This is a genomic window from Amycolatopsis sp. 505 (assembly GCF_031625235.1).
In the GTDB taxonomy this organism is placed as follows: domain Bacteria; phylum Actinomycetota; class Actinomycetes; order Mycobacteriales; family Pseudonocardiaceae; genus Amycolatopsis.
In genome coordinates this window covers 691,652-706,962 of the sequence record NZ_JACKQP010000002.1, presented here as the reverse complement: position 1 = coordinate 706,962, position 15,311 = coordinate 691,652, and the positions used below count along the sequence as shown (strand labels likewise).

Sequence of the window (15,311 nt, the reverse complement as noted above, 5' to 3'; positions counted from 1 at the left end):
ACCTGTCAAGCAGGCGGCTCCCCGCGCTGCTTCGCCGCCGCCCGCTTGGCTCGCCAGCCCAGGGCCAGCACCGCCTGCACCAGCTCCTGGTAGCTCGGCTTGACCTCCTCGAGGTACCGCTCCAGGTACGCCGCGCGGGCCGTCGACACCGGGCGCGGGTCGTCGCCCGGGGCGAGCCACGTCAGGCCCTGGATGTTGTGCAGCGCCATCTTCCACCAGCGCGTGGCGCGCTCGGCCGCCCTCGCTTCGCGCTCGGTGGCCACTTCGATCGCCGCCGTGGCCGCCTCGATCTCCGTCTCCAGGGCCTCCGCCCGCGCCAGCTCCCACTCGCGCAGGTTCTCCGCCGAACCCCGGGAGAGGGCGATGATCTCCTTGTACCGCATGGCCGCGGTGGCGTCGTCGGTCATCGGTCGTTCTCCGGACGCTGGAACGGGATGATCACTTCGGGTGCGCCGTGCGTCGTGCGGTCGAAGAACAACGCGCGGCCCGGCCGCGGCGACCAGTGCACGACCTGGCCCGCCGCGAACGGGGACAGCTCGTTGCCTTGGACGTCGAGCGCCGCCCACGTGCCGATGTCGTCGGTGCCGGCGAAGCCCAGCGTGTCCTTGAGCCGGGCGATGCTGCGCCACCAGCCGATCGTGTGGATGCCGTGGCCCGGCCCCTGTTTGAGCACCACCCGCAGGTGGTCGAGGCCGCTCTTCAGCTGCCCGACCGCTTTGGCTTCCAGCACGGGCAAAGCCGCGTCGACGCCGTACAGCAGCAGTACCTTCGCGCCGCCCGACATCGAGCCGGTCAGCGACTCCAGGACGCCGGTCAGGTCGTCCACCAGGGACGCCGCGTGGTCCTCGCGCAGGCGCTCGGTCAGCTCCATCGCCGCGTCGGCGCACGCTTCGATCGGGCAGCTCAGGATGAACTCGACTTCGCCGGGTTCGTACTGCCGGGCCAGCGAGCGCGCCGCCGAGTCCATGATGGACAGTGCCTCGGCGGTCGCCGAGCCGAGCACCGCGACGTTGCGGCCCGGGGCCCGGGGGAGGTCGACGCCGCACGCCGTTTCGGTCACGTCGATCGACTGGCCGAGCAGGGCCCGCGGCTTCGAGCTGGGCTTGAGGTCCAGGTACGCCGGGAACCGTTCCAGGACCGGCTGGTGCGCGCCGTCGAACAGGCGCGGCCGCGGGAAGTGGCCCGCGTACTCCTCCCACAGCCGGTGCTGCAGCCGGACGAACACGTTCTTGCTGCTCGCGTCCGGGATGTGGGCCAGCTGGTTGCCGTGCGCGACGCCGGAGTCGTGGTTGATCACCGCGTGCCACTTCGGCGCCGACACCGCCGCGTTGTTCGTCTCGGCCAGCACGCGCCGCGCCTTCGGCATCGCGATCCGCAGCGTGCACTGCTCGAACACTGCCGGCTTGCCCCAGAACGCCTCGATGCCGGCGACGTCCTGGCTCGCCAGCACCAGGTGGATGCCCTGCGACCGGCCGCGCCGCGCGATGTCCTCCAGCAGCTGCGTCGCCGTCGCCGTCACCTGGTCCCGGCCGGCGAACAGGTACTGGAACTCGTCGATCACCGCGACGATCCGCGGCCAGTGCCCGCCCGGATCGGCGTCGCGCAGGTCGGCGAGGTTGGTGACCTCGTGTTCCTTCGCGGCCGCGGACCGGCGGCGCAGCTCGTCGGCCAGGAACCGCAGCAGCGCCAGGCCGAACTCGCGGTCGGTGTTGACGTTGACGCCGACGAGCCGCGCGTGCGGCAGCCAGCTCGCGTCCTTGCGGCCCGGCGCCAGACCGGCGAACGAGACGCCTTCCTTGAAGTCCAGCAGGTACAGCGCCAGCTCGGCCGGCGTGTACCGCGCCGCGAGGCTGCCGAGCAGCGCGTACAGGAAGTTCGTCTTGCCCGAACCGGACGGGCCGCCGATCAGGGCGTGCGGGCTCGCGTCGCCGATCACGACCTCGACCGGCTCGCCTTCGAAGAACCCGACCGGGGCGCGCAGCTCGCGGGCCGAGTTCTCCTGTCCGAGCTCCGCGGGCAGGAGGTCGTCGAACGACCGTGGCCCGCCCTGCTTGGCGATCAGCGCCTTGGCGATCTTGTCGACGGCCCGGATCACCTGCGCGGACGGCATCGCGGCTTCGAGGTCGACGACCAGGTCGGTGCCGGTCATGCTGCTGATCGCGTGCCGGTCGTCGAGCAGGCTCAGCGTCTCGACGGGCGCGCTCACCGCCGTCGGCACGTCGACCATGATCAGGCAGATGCCCGCGGCCAGCGCGCCGCTCGCGACGCGCTTGAGGTCGCGGGCGCGTTCCGGTTCGAGGGTCTCGCCGTTGCCGTAGAGCACGACGATGCGGTACGGCTCGCCCCGCTGCTGGTTGTGCTGCCGCATTTCCCGCAGCGACGTGAAGCCGGCGGACATGCAGCTGGCGTGGATGCGGCGGATGTGGCCGGCCAGCTCGTCGAGGAGGTCCTCCAGCCGGCCGGGGTCGTAGAGCGACAGCGCGCTGGTGTGGCTGAGGGGGTAGAGGTCGGGCAGGATCGCGGTCAGCTGCCCGATGTCCCACAGGTGCACGCGGACCGCGCCCGGCTCGAACGTCGACAGCACGCGGACCAGCAGGTTCTGCACGATGCCGTCGATCACCGGCCGGGTCTTCGGCGCCGACGTGATCGCCAGGTGCGACTCGTCGAGCAGCGGGACGGCGACGTCGAACGTGCGGGTCGCGTCCCCGCCGGCGGCGGTCGCGGAGCCGACGCGCCACAGCCCGGGCGACATCAGGCCGGGGTTGTGCCCGACCGTGCCGAGCCAGTCGCCCGGTGGCAGCCCGGCCGGGCCGGGTGCGTTCTGCGCGACCAGTTCGCGCAGGGTCGCGGGGCCTTGGCTCCAATCGGTGTAGAAAGCGCTTCGCACCGTCCCGAGCGCGCCGAACACCTCGTGCGCGGCGGGATGGCGCGACCACTCGTTCTGCTGCTCGGCACTGGCGTGGTTCATGCCGACCTTGACGATGTCCTGCTCGAGCTGGAGCTTGGCGAGGTCGGCCTCCGCGGCTTGGCGCGCGCCGGCCGCCGCGCCCAGCACCAATCCGATCTGGTGGCGGACCCGGTCGAGCGCGGTCTCGACCCGGTTGCGTTGCTCGGCTGACTTGTTGGCCATCGGCGTCCCCAAGAAAAGGTGTCCCCTGAAAAGGATTACAGGCGCGACCGGTATCCGCTCACCAGATCTTCGGCAGCGTGCAGGCGGACGAGGAGCTGGTCCAGCCCCTCGCCGGCCTGTGCGTACTGCGAAGGAAGCCAGGGATCGGCCTTGGCCTGGGCATCCACGAGAGCTTGCCGGGCTTCTCCGAGCAGGCTTGTGGCCCGTTCGGAGTGGGCGCGCGCGTCGGCGAGCCCGGTCACGGCAGCGGTGAGCAGCTGGTGGAGTTCGGCGAGCGTCATCCGGCTTACAGACGCGCCGAGTAGGAGTCGGCGGAGGAAATGCTTGCTTGGACGGTGCTCTGCAAGCCGTTGATGCCTTGCAGGGCTTCCGCAAGGAGTCCGTGCGCCTGGCTCACTTCGTGCTGGCTGCTCCCCTGCGTCGCCTGTGCGAGCGACTGCTGGGCTTCTTCGAGAGACTGCGCTGCCTGTTGCAGGGCGGCGATGCTCGCGGACGCCTTCTCGTTGGCGAGCGCGATGCCAGCGCGGATCTCTTCGACTCCGGCCATCGGGCCTCTACTCCTCGAAATCTGGTGTCGTACGGGGGACGGATTCCATTGAAACAGATCCAGCGACTCAGCGTGATCATCAGACTTTGCCGAGTGATCGCGGGCCCGGAATCAGCAAGGCCCCGGACGTGGGAACGTCCGGGGCCGGGCCGATCACGGTCTGTGCGGGGGTCGTCCCGACGCCAGTACCGCACCTTGAAGTCGCTGGCCAGCGCTACCCCAGGTCAGAGCGGTTTCAGTGCCACTGCTGGCCTTTCTCGACGGGGGCGGGCGAGGTGCTGGTGAGACTAGCGCGACCGGAGTAACCGCTTGCGCTCAGCCCTGTTCGTAACTCCCCGTACAGGTACGGAATTCCGCCGCGCCGAACGCATTTCATGTTCGGGTGGGCCGAAAGTGCCGCGCAACTGTGTCCGAGGCATACCGACGGTGGGTCGCGCAAGGGGTGAGCGGGACCAGAGTGACGGAGGGGCGGGCGCGCGGGAGTGGTCATTCCACAGCGGGGTGAAAGGGGTTGGCGCCCGGCTGGGGGTGCCCGACGGTGGAGGAGTCGGTAGGGCCGGTCCGGAGAAAGGAAGCCTCGTGTTCACCCAGGTCAAGCGATTTGCCCGGTCGTGTTCGGCGGTGGCGATGGCCGCCGTGCTGGTGCTGAGCGGGATGCCGGCCGCTCAGGCCACTGTTCCGAGGGTGAGCGGCTTCTTGCCACCGATCGGCGCGGAGCTCCCGATGGGCTGGCTGTCGGTCAACACGCCGCTGGAGATCGGGATCCGGCGGTTCAGCGTCGATTTCCGAGGCGGCATCAAGGTGCGGGTCGAAGCGAACCCGGCCGACCCGGGCAGCAGCGTGCGGCTGCGGGTCATCGGGCTCAAGGTGGTCGGCGTCCTGCCCGCCGGCGACGGCTCGCGTCAGGATGGCGGCACGATCACCCTGGAACAGGACGACGTCGACGCCGACGCCCCGAGCGTGCTCAGGCTCATCCAGCGGAACCCCCCGCGCTACGAGCAGATCCTGAGGCTGACGTTCACGATGACCATCGACCAGCCCGACTCCCGGCGTGAGCCGCTGGTGCTGGTCACCAAGGCCCCGGCCGAGCTGGTCGGCGAGCTCACGCAGTTCCCGCCGGCGGGCGACCTGCACCAGCTGCGGAACCCGGTCGACCTGGTGCAGCCGGACGACCCGGACAGCACCATCGCGACCATCCGGGAGTTCCCCGTGCTGCTGGACGGCCGGTAGGACGGAAAACGCCGGGTGTCCCGAAGCGGGACACCCGGCGTGTTCAACCGGCGGAGGATACAGGATTCGAACCTGCGAGGGCGTGAACCCAACACGCTTTCCAAGCGTGCGCCTTAGGCCGCTCGGCCAATCCTCCGCAGGAGACGATACCGGATGGCCCCGCGCGGCCCGGAAGGTGGGTCAGGCCGTGACGTCGGCGACCACGCAGGTGATGTTGTCCGGGCCGCCGCCCTCGTTGGCCAGGCGGATCAGCTCCGGGATCACCTCGGCCGGCTCCTGGCCCGCGTCCAGGACGTCGCGCAAGGTCGCCTCGGTGACCGGGCCGCTGAGGCCGTCCGAACAGAGCAGGTAGCGGTCTCCCGGCTTGGCCTTGAACGTCCAGATGTCCGGGTCGCCCGAGCCCGCCGTCTGAAGCGCTTTCATCAGCAACGACCGGCGGGGGTGGGACTCGGCGTCCTCGGCGGCGACGCGGCCGTCCTCGACCAGGGCCTGGACCAGCGTGTGGTCGCGGGTCAGCCGGCGCAGGCCGCCCTCGCGCAGGAGGTAGCCGCGGGAGTCGCCGATGTGGGCCGCCGCGAACTCGATGCCGTCGAACAGCAGGGCCGTCAGCGTCGTGCCCATGCCTTCGGTCGCCGGCTCCTGCGACGCCACTTCGTGCAGCCGATCGGCGATCGACTTGACCACACCGGCCAGGGTTGCGGCCAGGTCCACGTTCGTCAGATCGAGCCGTCGCAGGTCGACCTCGAGCTCGCGCAGCACGTCGACCGCCGTCGCGCTGGCGACCTCGCCGTGCGGCTGGCCGCCGATGCCGTCGGCGACGGCGAGCAGGCGGGAACTCGCGTACACCGCGTCCTCGTTGACCCGGCGACGCTTCCCGACGTCCGACCCGGCGGCGTACCGCAGGACGTAGCGATCGTGTGTCATGTCCCCCATGAAAGCATTGGTTGACTGAGTTCACAAGCGCCTCGGCTGAATGGAGCATCCTCCGATAGAGTCCTCGCCATGGACGACGACGCCACGGTCAGCGCGGCCGACATCGCGCGGCTCGCCGGGGTGGGGCGGGCCGCGGTCAGCAACTGGCGCCGCCGCTACCCGGACTTCCCGCCGCCGGTCGGTGGCACGGCGTCGAGCCCGCTGTTCGGCCTGTCCGCCGTCGCCGCCTGGTTCCGCGCCCGCGGCAAGAAGTTCGAGCTGAGCGCCGGCGAACGCGCGTGGCAGCGCCTGCGCGCCCTCGGAGACGACCTCGACCTCGCCGAGCGCGTCAGCCGCGCGGGCGGCTTCTTCGCCTTCCAGGCCGGCCTCATCGACACCTTCGACAGCCGGCTCGACGACCCGGAACTGCTCACCCTGCTCAGCGAGCTGACGCACCAGGCGGGGCCGGTCGAAGCGTTCGAACTGGTGTGCCGCCGGTACTTCGAGGCGCATTCGCGGCGGTTGTCGGCGACGCCGGAACCGATCGCCGAGCTGATGGCCCGCCTCGCCGGACCGGTGTCGACGATCCTCGACCCCGCGTGCGGCTTCGGCGCCCTCGCGCTCGCGAGCGGCGCGAAAACCGTGCTGGCGCAGGACAGCGACCCGATGACGGCGTCGATCGCGGCACTGCGGCTGCGGTTGCGCGGCATCGAGGCGGAGGTCCACGCGGTCGACGCGCTGCGCGAAGACGCCTTCGCCGGCCGCACCGCCGAAGCGGTGTTGTGCGACCCGCCGTTCAACGAACGGGCCTGGGGGCACGACGAACTCGTCGGCGACGCGCGCTGGGAGTACGGCCTGCCCCCGCGCGGCGAGCCCGAGCTCGCCTGGGTGCAGCACTGCCTCGCGCACGTCGAACCCGGTGGCACGGTGGCGATCCTGATGCCGGGTGCGGCGGCCGGGCGGCGCAGCGGCAAGCGCATCCGGGGCAACCTGCTGCGCGCGGGCGCGGTCCGCGCCGTCGTCACGCTGACGCCGGCGGGTCCCGACCTCTGGCTGCTGCGGCGGCCGGCTCCCGGCGAGCGCGCGCCGTCCACGGTGCTGCTCGGCGAAGCGGGCGACAAATTGTCCACAGTGGACGAAATGTGGCAGGAGTTCGGCCGCCACCCCGAATCCGGCGTCCGGATCATCGACCTGCTCGACGACGACGTCGACCTGACACCCGCCCGCCGCCGCACCCGGGACGAGGATCCCGGCCAGGCCTTCCAAGCCGTGCGCGCCAAGTTCGCCCAGCTGACACCGCAGCTGCCACCGCTCGAAGCGGCGGACGCCGAGCCGGCGTTCACCACCATCGGCGAGCTGGTCAAGGCCGGCGTCGTCGACGTCCGGCACGCGCCGGTGCGCGCGGACGCCGAACACCCGCTGGCCGAGGCGGGTGACGTCGTCGCGTCGGTGACCGGCATCGCGTACGTCCACAGTGGACCGCCGCGGCCGGTGGGCGCCGGGCTCACCGTGTACCGCTTGGACGACGAGCGGCTGGACGCGGGCTTCCTGGCCGGCTGCCTGCGCGCCGCCGACCTGCCCGCCGCGTCGGCGTCCACCCGGATCGACGGCAGGCGCGTGCGGATCCCGCGGCTGCCGATCGCCGTCCAGCGGGAGTACGGCCGGGTCTTCACAAGCCTCGCCGAGTTCGACACCGCCCTGCGCGAGGCGGCGGAAACGGGCCGTGAGCTGGTCCGGCTAGGCTTCGCGGGACTTGTCGAAGGACGGCTCAGGCCGGGCCACTAGGGGAACGGATGCTGATCGCCGACCGCTACGAGCTCGACGAGCTGCCCCTCGGCCGCGGCGGGATGGGCGCGGTGCACGGCGGGTTCGACCGCAGGCTCGGCCGCCGCGTGGCGATCAAGCTGCTCAGGCTGCCGGGCCGCGACGAAGAGCTCGAAGCCCGCTTCGCGCGCGAAGCCCGGATCCTGGCGACGCTCGACCACCCCGGCGTGCCGACGCTGTACGACTACGGTACCCACGACGACCGGTTGTTCCAGGTCATGCAGTTCGTCGACGGCGTGACGGTGGCCGACCTGCTCGCCGAGCACGGGCCGCTGCCGGTGCCGTGGGCCGCGGCGATCGCGGCGCAGGCGTGCGCGGTGCTGACCGCCGCCCACGCGCTCGCCGTCTGCCACCGCGACCTCAAGCCGTCCAACCTGATGCTCGGGCCCGACGGCGGCGTGAAGGTGATGGACTTCGGGCTGGCCGTGCTCCGCGAAGCCGACGCGGCGCAGTTCACCCGGGCCGGGCAGCTCCTGGGGACGCCGTCCTACATGGCGCCCGAGCAGATCCAGCGGGGTGGCGCCGAACCGCGCAGCGACCTCTACGCGCTGGGCTGCGTGCTGCACGAGATGCTCACCGGGCGGCGGCTCTTCGACGGGCCGACCGCGTACGCGGTGTTCGAGCGGCAGGTCAAGGAGCTGCCGCCGCCGGTGCCGGGCGTCCCGAAACCGTTGAACACGCTGCTCGCCGAGGTGCTGGCCAAGGATCCGGAAGCCCGGCCGGCCGGCGCCGCCGTGCTGTACGAGCGGCTCGGTGCGTTCGTCGGCGGGCTGCCCCCGCTGCCGGGCTTCCTGGTGCCGCCGTCGGTGCCCAGCCCGGGCCGGATGTACGCCCGGATGCTGGGCCGCGTCAGCGGGTGACCGCCGGCCGCTGGTCGGCGAGCGGCAGCCCGCGCCGCTGGATGCGCCGGTAGGTCGTCGCGTTCTGCACCGCGATGCTCAGGCCGAGGCTGAGCGCGATCGACGCCGAGGTCAGCGGCCCCGTGATGCCGAGTGCGGTACCCAGCGCGATCACACCGACCCGGACCGCGACCGTCAGCGCCCACAGGCCGATCGTGACGGCCGAGCCCTTCTGGAACGTCGTGCCGTCGCGCTCGGTGAGCGTCGTCGTGGTGCTGCGCAGCACGCCGAGCCCGGCGAGCAGCAGCAGGTCGGCGGCGAGCAGGCCGAGCTCGGCGGCGGACGCGCCGGGCAGCGCTTTCAGCGTCAGGTACGCGCCGACGGCCGTGAGCAGCAGCGGCAGCACGACCAGCGTCCGGCGGCTGAGCAGCGTGCCGCGGACCTGCTTGTACACGACCTTGTACAGCACGAAGGCGGCGATGACCGCGTAGAGCAGGACGCTGGACATTTCGAGGCTCCCCTGGTTTCGAAGGTTCCCCCAGCTTCGGCGACCAGCGCCCCGGTTTCGTCGGCCCGGGGATCGGATCCGGGTGGATTCCGGCCTCCACCCCCGGGTTGACCGCAGCTACCCAAATCGTGACCTTTCCCGACGAACCTCGAACGGGTGACCGCCGTCTTTACCGGTGTCCAAACGCGATGATCGAGACAGCTGGGGGTACCGGATCGTGAAGAGGCTTCTGGCGGGAGCGGCCGCGCTGGCCACCGCGTTCGTGCTGGCCGCGTGCTCCGGCGGGGGCTCGGCCGGTGGCTCGAACGCGGGCGGCGGGGCCGTCGCCGCGGCGGGCACCGGCGGCGGGACGCCGACGACGTCCAGCGCCACCCCCACCCCCGCGCCGACCAGCACCGCCACGGTGCCGACGCCCACCACCGAGACTACGAAGGCGGCGCCGACCAGCACCTCGGCCAAGCCGAAGCCCAAGCCGACGCCGAAGCCGGCCCCGAAGCCCGCGGCGGACCCCGGCGTCCCGTGCGCGGCGGCGGCCGCGGCCCCGGGCACCGCCGCCTGCGTCGACATCTCCGCGCACAAGGCGTGGATCCTGCAGGGCGGCAAGGTCGTCTACGGGCCGGTGCCGATGCTGCCGGGCCGCAAGGGCTACGCGACCCCGACCGGCACGTTCCACGTGCTGTCGAAGGAGAAGATGCACCTGTCGAAGGAATTCGACAACGCGGAGATGCCGAACTCGGTCTTCTTCTACCCGGGCGACGCGTTCCACACGGGCAGCCTCTCGGTCTACTCGCACGGCTGCATCCACCTGTCGCCGGCCGCGTCGCTGAAGTTCTTCAACACGCTGCACATCGGCGACGTCGTGCAGGTCGTCCCGTAACTCGCTACGTTCCGTCACGTGGCGTAAGTCACGTTCGGGTGAAGTAATCGCCGTTGCTGCAACTGGCTCCCTTGATCTTGCGACAAAGAGATCATCGGAAGGGAGCCGGATGGCCATGCGCACGCTTCGCCTGTTGCTGACGGCGGTCCTGGTGGGAGCGTTGCTCCCCGTCGTGTCACCGGGGGTGGCGACGGCGGTGACGCTCCCACCGGGGTTCGTCCTCCGGGACACCGACACCGGCCTGGGGCCGTACGAGCTCACCGACTTCGCGTACCTGCCCGACAACTCCGTCCTGGCCACCGGCAAGAGCGGAGCCGTCCGCTGGCTGCCGGTCGGCGGCGCCGGCCGGACGATCGCGACGCTGCCGGTCCGCACCGAGGAGGACCTCGGCCTCGTCGGGGTCGCCGTGGCGCCCGGCTACGCGACGTCGCGGGCCATCTACCTCACGCGGTCGATCAACGCCGGCGGCGGCTTCGTCATGCGGCTGTCGAAGTTCACCGTGACCGTGGACGCGGCCGGGGCGCCCACCGGCCTGACCGGCGAGCAGCCGCTGTTCGAGGTGCCGGGCACCTCCAACGTCCATGGCATCGACGCGGTCATCGCGGCCCCGGACGGGACGCTGTGGCTGTCCGTCGGCGACAGCAGCGACTACCGGATGATGGACCCGGCCGCGCTGCGCGCCCTCGACGTCAACCAGCCCTACGGCAAGATCTTCCACCTGACCGCGTCCGGCCAGGGCGTCCCGGGGAACCCGTACTACGACGCCGCCGATCCCGGCTCGACCGCGAGCAAGGTGTTCGCGCGCGGCTTCCGCAACCCGTTCCGCTTCAGCATCGACCCGAACCTCGGCCTGCCGGTGGCCGGCGACGTCGGCTGGAGCAACTGGGAAGAGGTCGACGTCGTCCAGCGCGGCGCCAACCACGGCTGGCCGTGCTGGGAGGGCAGCCGCCCGACGCCCGGCTACAGCGGCCTCGCGGGCTGCGCCGGCGTACCGAACCAGCCGCCCATCCACGAGTACACGCACGGCACCGGGCCGATGAACGGCAACAGCGTCACCGGTGGCATCGTCTACAGTGGAGCCAGTTATCCGGCGGCCTACCGCGGCTCGTACTTCTTCGGCGACTACGTGGCGAACAAGGTCTGGACGCTGCGGTACGACGGCCAGGGCAAGCTGAGCCAGGCGCCGGAGAACCCGCCGGTCTTCACCGGCGTCGGCGGTCCGGTGAAGTTCGCGGCGGCGCCGAACGGCGACATCGTCTTCGCCGACATCCTGTCCGGGAACGTGCGGCGCCTGAGCTATTCGGCCGGCAACACCGCGCCGGTGGCCAAGGCGACGACAGCCACGAACCCGGACACCCGCACGGTGACGTTCGACGGCTCGGCGTCGGTCGACTACGACAACGACACACTCGCCTACGACTGGGAGTTCGGGGACGGGACCACCGCGGCCGACGCCGGCCCGAAGGTGTCGCACACCTACCCGGCGGGCACGGCGTCGTTCACCGCGAAGCTGCGCGTCCGGGACCCGCTGGGACTCGGCGGCGAGGTCGCCATCGTCGTCGCGCCCGGCAACCGCACCCCGGCGCTCACCCTGAACACCCCCGGGAGCGCGACGTTCGCGGTGAACCAGACGGTCTCCGTGAGCGCCACCGCGTCCGACGCCGAGGACGGTGCGCTGCCGATCACCTGGACCACGGCGGTGCGCCACTGCCCGAGCGAAGCGACGTGCCACTCGCACCCGGGCGTCGGCGGCACCGGATCGAGCTTCTCGCAGCCGTTCACCGCGCACCCGGACTCCCGGATGGAGCTCACCGCGACGGTGACCGACAGCGCGGGTGTCACCACGGCCAAGACGTACACGGCGCTGCCGCGGCAGCACCGGATCACGCTGCGCGGCACCCAGCCCGCGGAGCTGAGCATCCCGGTGGCGGGCGGGGTCAGCTCGGCCATGGTCACCGAAGGCGCTTCCTTCGACGTCGAGGCCGCGCCGCTGGCCATCGACGGCGTCTCGAAGTTCACCGGCTGGCAGGGCGGTCCGGCGGATCCCAAGTGGATCGTCACGGTCGGTTCGGCCGACCTGACGCTGACGGCGAACTACGCGACCCCGATCGACCAGCGCTACGACACCGACCCGGCGTTGCGCGCGAGCCTCGGTGCGCCGGCGGGGGCGGAGATCACCGACGGCCCGGTCCACTACCGCGTTCACGCGAACGGCCGGCTCTACTGGAGCGCCGGGACGGGCACCCGGTACGTCACCGGCCCGGTGCTGGACAAGTACCTCGCCCTGGGCGGGCACGCCCTGCTCGGGCCGCCGACGTCGGACACGGCCACGACGCCGGACGGCGTGGCCCAGTACAACCACTTCCTCGCCAACGGCACCGTGGGTTCGATCTACTCCACCGCGGCGACGGGCGCGCACCTCGTCACCGGCGAGATCCGGAAGCGGTGGGCGGCGCTGGACTACGAGCGCGGCGTGGGCTACCCGACGACCGACGAGCTGGCCACACCGGACGGTGTCGCGCGGTACAACCACTTCGTCAAGGGCGGCAACGTCGGATCGATCTACTACACGGTGGCGACGGGCGGGCACGCGATCTCCGGTGAGATCCGCAAGAAGTGGGCCGCGCTGGACTACGAGCGCGGGCTGGGTTATCCGACGACCGACGAGCTGGGGACACCGGACGGTGTCGCCCGCTACAATCACTTCGCCAAGGGTGGCACGGTCGGGTCGATCTACTACACGGCCGCCACGGGTGCGCGGGCGATCAACGGCGAGATCCGGAAGAAGTGGGCGGCCCTCGACTACGAGCGCGGCCTCGGCTACCCGACGACCGACGAACTCGCGACACCGGACGGCCGCGGCCGCTACAACCACTTCACCAAGGGCGGCTCGATCTACTACACGACGGCCACCGGCGCCCACATGGTGAAGGGCGAGATCCGGAACCGCTGGGCGGCGCTCGGGTGGGAGTACTCCTACCTGCGGTACCCGAAATCGGACGAGTACGTGACGAACGGCTGGTACCGCAGCGACTTCGAAGGCGGGTACATCACCTACAGCGCCGTGGGGTCCCGCGACTTCCGCTGGTGATCCGGCCCGCGGCGTCGCTGAATTCCGGCCCGTCCGCCAGTCCTCTTAGGACTGCCGCAGGTCCGCCGGTGTCGTGCCGGCCGTTGTCAGCGGCAGGCCGAGGGCGACGCGCTCGGTGAGCCACGGGCTCGGCCGGTAGCGGGGGTCGCCGGTGGTCGCGGTGAGGCCGCGCAGTATGCGCAGCACCACGTCGCCGCCGACGAGGTCGCCCCACGCCAGCGGGCCGCGCGGGTAGCCGAGGCCGAGGCGGACCGCCGTGTCGATGTCCTGCGGGGTCGCCAGGTGCTGGCCCGCGATGAAGCAGGCGGTGTTGACGATCGACGCCAGCAGGCGCTGCGCGATCGGGGCGGGCCCGTCGCGGACGACCGTCACCGGGTGGCCGGTCGCGGCCAGCGCACCCCAGGCGGCGCGGGCCGCCGCCGGGTCGAGTCCCGGGTGGACGGACATCGTCAGCCGTCGTTCGTAGCCGCCCAGCGGATCGACACCCGCGACGCGGGCCGGCGGCAACCCGGCGCGGGTCGCCGCGTCCACTGTGGACTCGCCGTAGAGCGGTACGAGCAGGATCGCGTCCGGGTAGGCGTCGGACACCACCTGCACGCCCGCGGACGACAGCGCGCGGGCGAGGTGCTCGTCCGCGGTGAACACCGGGCTGGCCGGCTTCGGCGGAGCGGCGGGCTCGTCGGCGACCTGCTGCTTGCCGTCGGCGTAGGAGTAGAAGCCTTCGCCGTTCTTCCGCCCGAACAGTCCGGCGGCCACGCGCGGCCTGGTCAGCCACGACGGCCGCAGCCGCGGGTCGCCGTGGAAGCCGCTCCAGATGCTTTCGAGGACGGCGTGCGAGACGTCGAGGCCGGTGAGGTCGAGCAGCTCGAACGGGCCGAGCTTCAAGCCGAGCACGTCCCGGGCGATCCGGTCGACGTCGGCGGGCTCGGCCAGCGCCTCGGCGAGGATCTGCAGCGCCTCGGTGTTCAGGCCGCGGCCGGCGTGGTTGACCAGGAAGCCGGGCGCGTCCTTGGCGAGCACCGGCTCGTGGCCCCAGCTCTTGACCAGCTCGAGTGCTTCGCCCGGCAGCCAGCCGTGCGTGCGCGCACCGGGGACGACCTCGACCAGCCGCATCAGCGGGACCGGGTTGAAGAAGTGCAGGCCGACGAGCCGGGCGGGGTCGGCCAGCCCGGCGGCGATCTCGGTGACCGACAGCGAACTCGTGTTCGTCGCGAAGATCGTCTCCTGTGGACAGACGCGTTCGAGGCTCGCGAACAGGGCGCGCTTGGTTTCCAGGTCCTCCCGGACGGCTTCGACCACGAGGTCGACGCCGTCCGCGGGCGCGTCGGGCGCGGCCACGGCGACCAGCCGGCCCTTGACGGCTTCGGCGTCTTCGCTCAGCTTGCCCTTGGCGGCGAGCTTGTCGACCATCCCGCCGACGTAGCCGATCGCCTCGGTGACGGCCTCGCGCCGGACGTCGGCCAGCTCGACGGTCACCCCCGCGGTCGCGGCCAGCTGGACGATCCCGCGGCCCATCACCCCGGTCCCGATCACCCGGATCCTGCCGACCTTCCCGGCCCACCCCGTCACGTCGCGCCGCCTTCCGCCGTTGGACTCTCGCCTCAGCCTAGAGGCCGACGAACTCCGCCATCCGCCTCGCCGAGTGGGCGAAGAACGCGTCGGCCGGGTCGACGCTGCCGACGTACTGGCCGAACAGGTCGAAGCTGATCGCGCCGAACAGCTGCGTCCACGCCATGAGCAGGCGGGCGACGGTTTCCGGCCCGGCGATGATCCCGAGGGCCTTCGTGAGCGTCTCGGCCTGGGCGCGCAGCTCGGGCGGGACCTCGCCGTCGATGTCCCGCAGCTCGGTGTGGGTGAGGACCTTGACCAGGGCGAGCGCGACGCGGGAGGCCGGCACGACGGTGTCCTGCGGGGCCGCGTACCCGGGGATCGGCGAGCCGTAGATCAGCGCGTACTCGTGGGGGTGCGCGCGGGCCCAGTCGCGGGCGCCCTGCCAGATCGCCACCCAGCGCTCGCGGAGGTCACCGGTGCCGGGGTCGGCGGTTTCGGCCGCCTCGCCGATGGCGTTGTAGGCGTCGACGATCAGGTCGGTCAGCAGCCGGTCGCGGCTCGGGAAGTACCGGTAGATCGCGGACGACACCATGCCGAGCTCCCGGGCGACCGCGCGCAGTGACAGGCCCTGCGCGCCGACCTCGCCGAGCTGGCGGCGGGCCTCGTCCTTGATCTCCTGGGCCAGTTCGGCGCGGGCTCGGTCGCGTGCGGTGCGGGGGGCGGTCATGAGATCAGTGTGCCACGACGAGAGCAGTGCACCAAATCGAGAGCAGTGCTCTTGACACGGTGCACTGCTCCCGTG

At 71.8% G+C, this 15,311-nt stretch carries 13 protein-coding genes and 1 tRNA gene; 5 read left to right on the top strand and 9 right to left on the bottom strand.

The window, feature by feature from the left end; genetic code table 11:
- Positions 1–5: 5 nt before the first annotated feature.
- From H5965_RS10350 to H5965_RS10335, 4 genes are read right to left on the bottom strand one after another with little or no spacing between them, the layout of a single operon-like run.
- The gene (locus tag H5965_RS10350) at positions 6–407 is read right to left on the bottom strand and encodes a hypothetical protein (protein ID WP_310969348.1); all 402 of its coding nucleotides are present in this window, start codon (positions 405–407) and stop codon (positions 6–8) included.
- The gene (locus H5965_RS10345; RefSeq protein WP_310969346.1) at positions 404–3,130 is read right to left on the bottom strand and encodes an FtsK/SpoIIIE domain-containing protein; all 2,727 of its coding nucleotides are present in this window, start codon (positions 3,128–3,130) and stop codon (positions 404–406) included. The genes H5965_RS10350 and H5965_RS10345 overlap by 4 nt, the downstream gene beginning before the upstream one ends.
- A gap of 35 nt (positions 3,131–3,165) precedes the next feature.
- On the bottom strand, positions 3,166–3,411 hold the full coding sequence (locus H5965_RS10340; protein ID WP_003056173.1) for a hypothetical protein: 246 nt from the start codon (positions 3,409–3,411) through the stop codon (positions 3,166–3,168).
- 5 nt (positions 3,412–3,416) lie between these two features.
- Positions 3,417–3,677, bottom strand: coding sequence for a hypothetical protein (locus tag H5965_RS10335; RefSeq protein WP_003056176.1), 261 nt, complete (start codon positions 3,675–3,677; stop codon positions 3,417–3,419).
- A gap of 579 nt (positions 3,678–4,256) precedes the next feature.
- On the opposite strand from H5965_RS10335, the gene H5965_RS10330 reads away from it, so the two are divergent.
- A complete protein-coding gene (locus H5965_RS10330; RefSeq protein WP_310969341.1) occupies positions 4,257–4,907 on the top strand; it encodes a hypothetical protein in 651 nt (216 codons plus the stop codon).
- Between the two features lie 51 nt (positions 4,908–4,958).
- Here H5965_RS10330 and H5965_RS10325 read toward each other — a convergent pair.
- A tRNA-Ser gene (locus tag H5965_RS10325) sits at positions 4,959–5,043 on the bottom strand.
- 44 nt (positions 5,044–5,087) lie between these two features.
- Positions 5,088–5,831: a protein phosphatase 2C domain-containing protein gene (locus H5965_RS10320; protein WP_310969339.1), complete on the bottom strand. Its 744-nt coding sequence runs from the start codon at positions 5,829–5,831 to the stop codon at positions 5,088–5,090.
- 78 nt (positions 5,832–5,909) lie between these two features.
- Between H5965_RS10320 and H5965_RS10315 the strand changes: the two genes are divergently transcribed.
- Entirely contained in the window at positions 5,910–7,604 is a 1,695-nt protein-coding gene (locus H5965_RS10315; protein WP_310969337.1) for an N-6 DNA methylase, read from the top strand.
- An 8-nt stretch (positions 7,605–7,612) separates the two neighbouring features.
- Entirely contained in the window at positions 7,613–8,503 is an 891-nt protein-coding gene (locus H5965_RS10310) for a serine/threonine-protein kinase (protein WP_310969336.1), read from the top strand.
- Here H5965_RS10310 and H5965_RS10305 read toward each other — a convergent pair.
- On the bottom strand, positions 8,493–8,990 hold the full coding sequence (locus H5965_RS10305) for a hypothetical protein (protein ID WP_310969335.1): 498 nt from the start codon (positions 8,988–8,990) through the stop codon (positions 8,493–8,495). The genes H5965_RS10310 and H5965_RS10305 overlap by 11 nt on opposite strands.
- Positions 8,991–9,207: 217 nt before the next feature.
- Between H5965_RS10305 and H5965_RS10300 the strand changes: the two genes are divergently transcribed.
- Together H5965_RS10300 and H5965_RS10295 are read left to right on the top strand one after the other, a co-directional pair.
- Positions 9,208–9,867 carry a L,D-transpeptidase gene (locus tag H5965_RS10300; RefSeq protein ID WP_310969333.1) on the top strand — a complete coding sequence of 220 codons (660 nt, stop codon included), beginning with the start codon at positions 9,208–9,210 and terminating at the stop codon, positions 9,865–9,867.
- 109 nt (positions 9,868–9,976) lie between these two features.
- Positions 9,977–12,958 carry a PQQ-dependent sugar dehydrogenase gene (locus H5965_RS10295; RefSeq protein ID WP_310969331.1) on the top strand — a complete coding sequence of 994 codons (2,982 nt, stop codon included), beginning with the start codon at positions 9,977–9,979 and terminating at the stop codon, positions 12,956–12,958.
- Between the two features lie 45 nt (positions 12,959–13,003).
- On the opposite strand, the gene H5965_RS10290 is transcribed toward H5965_RS10295, so the two are convergent.
- Both H5965_RS10290 and H5965_RS10285 read right to left on the bottom strand, forming a co-directional pair.
- The gene (locus H5965_RS10290) at positions 13,004–14,527 is read right to left on the bottom strand and encodes a 3-hydroxyacyl-CoA dehydrogenase (RefSeq protein WP_310969330.1); all 1,524 of its coding nucleotides are present in this window, start codon (positions 14,525–14,527) and stop codon (positions 13,004–13,006) included.
- Between the two features lie 37 nt (positions 14,528–14,564).
- Positions 14,565–15,236 carry a TetR/AcrR family transcriptional regulator gene (locus H5965_RS10285; protein ID WP_310969329.1) on the bottom strand — a complete coding sequence of 224 codons (672 nt, stop codon included), beginning with the start codon at positions 15,234–15,236 and terminating at the stop codon, positions 14,565–14,567.
- Positions 15,237–15,311: the final 75 nt, after the last annotated feature.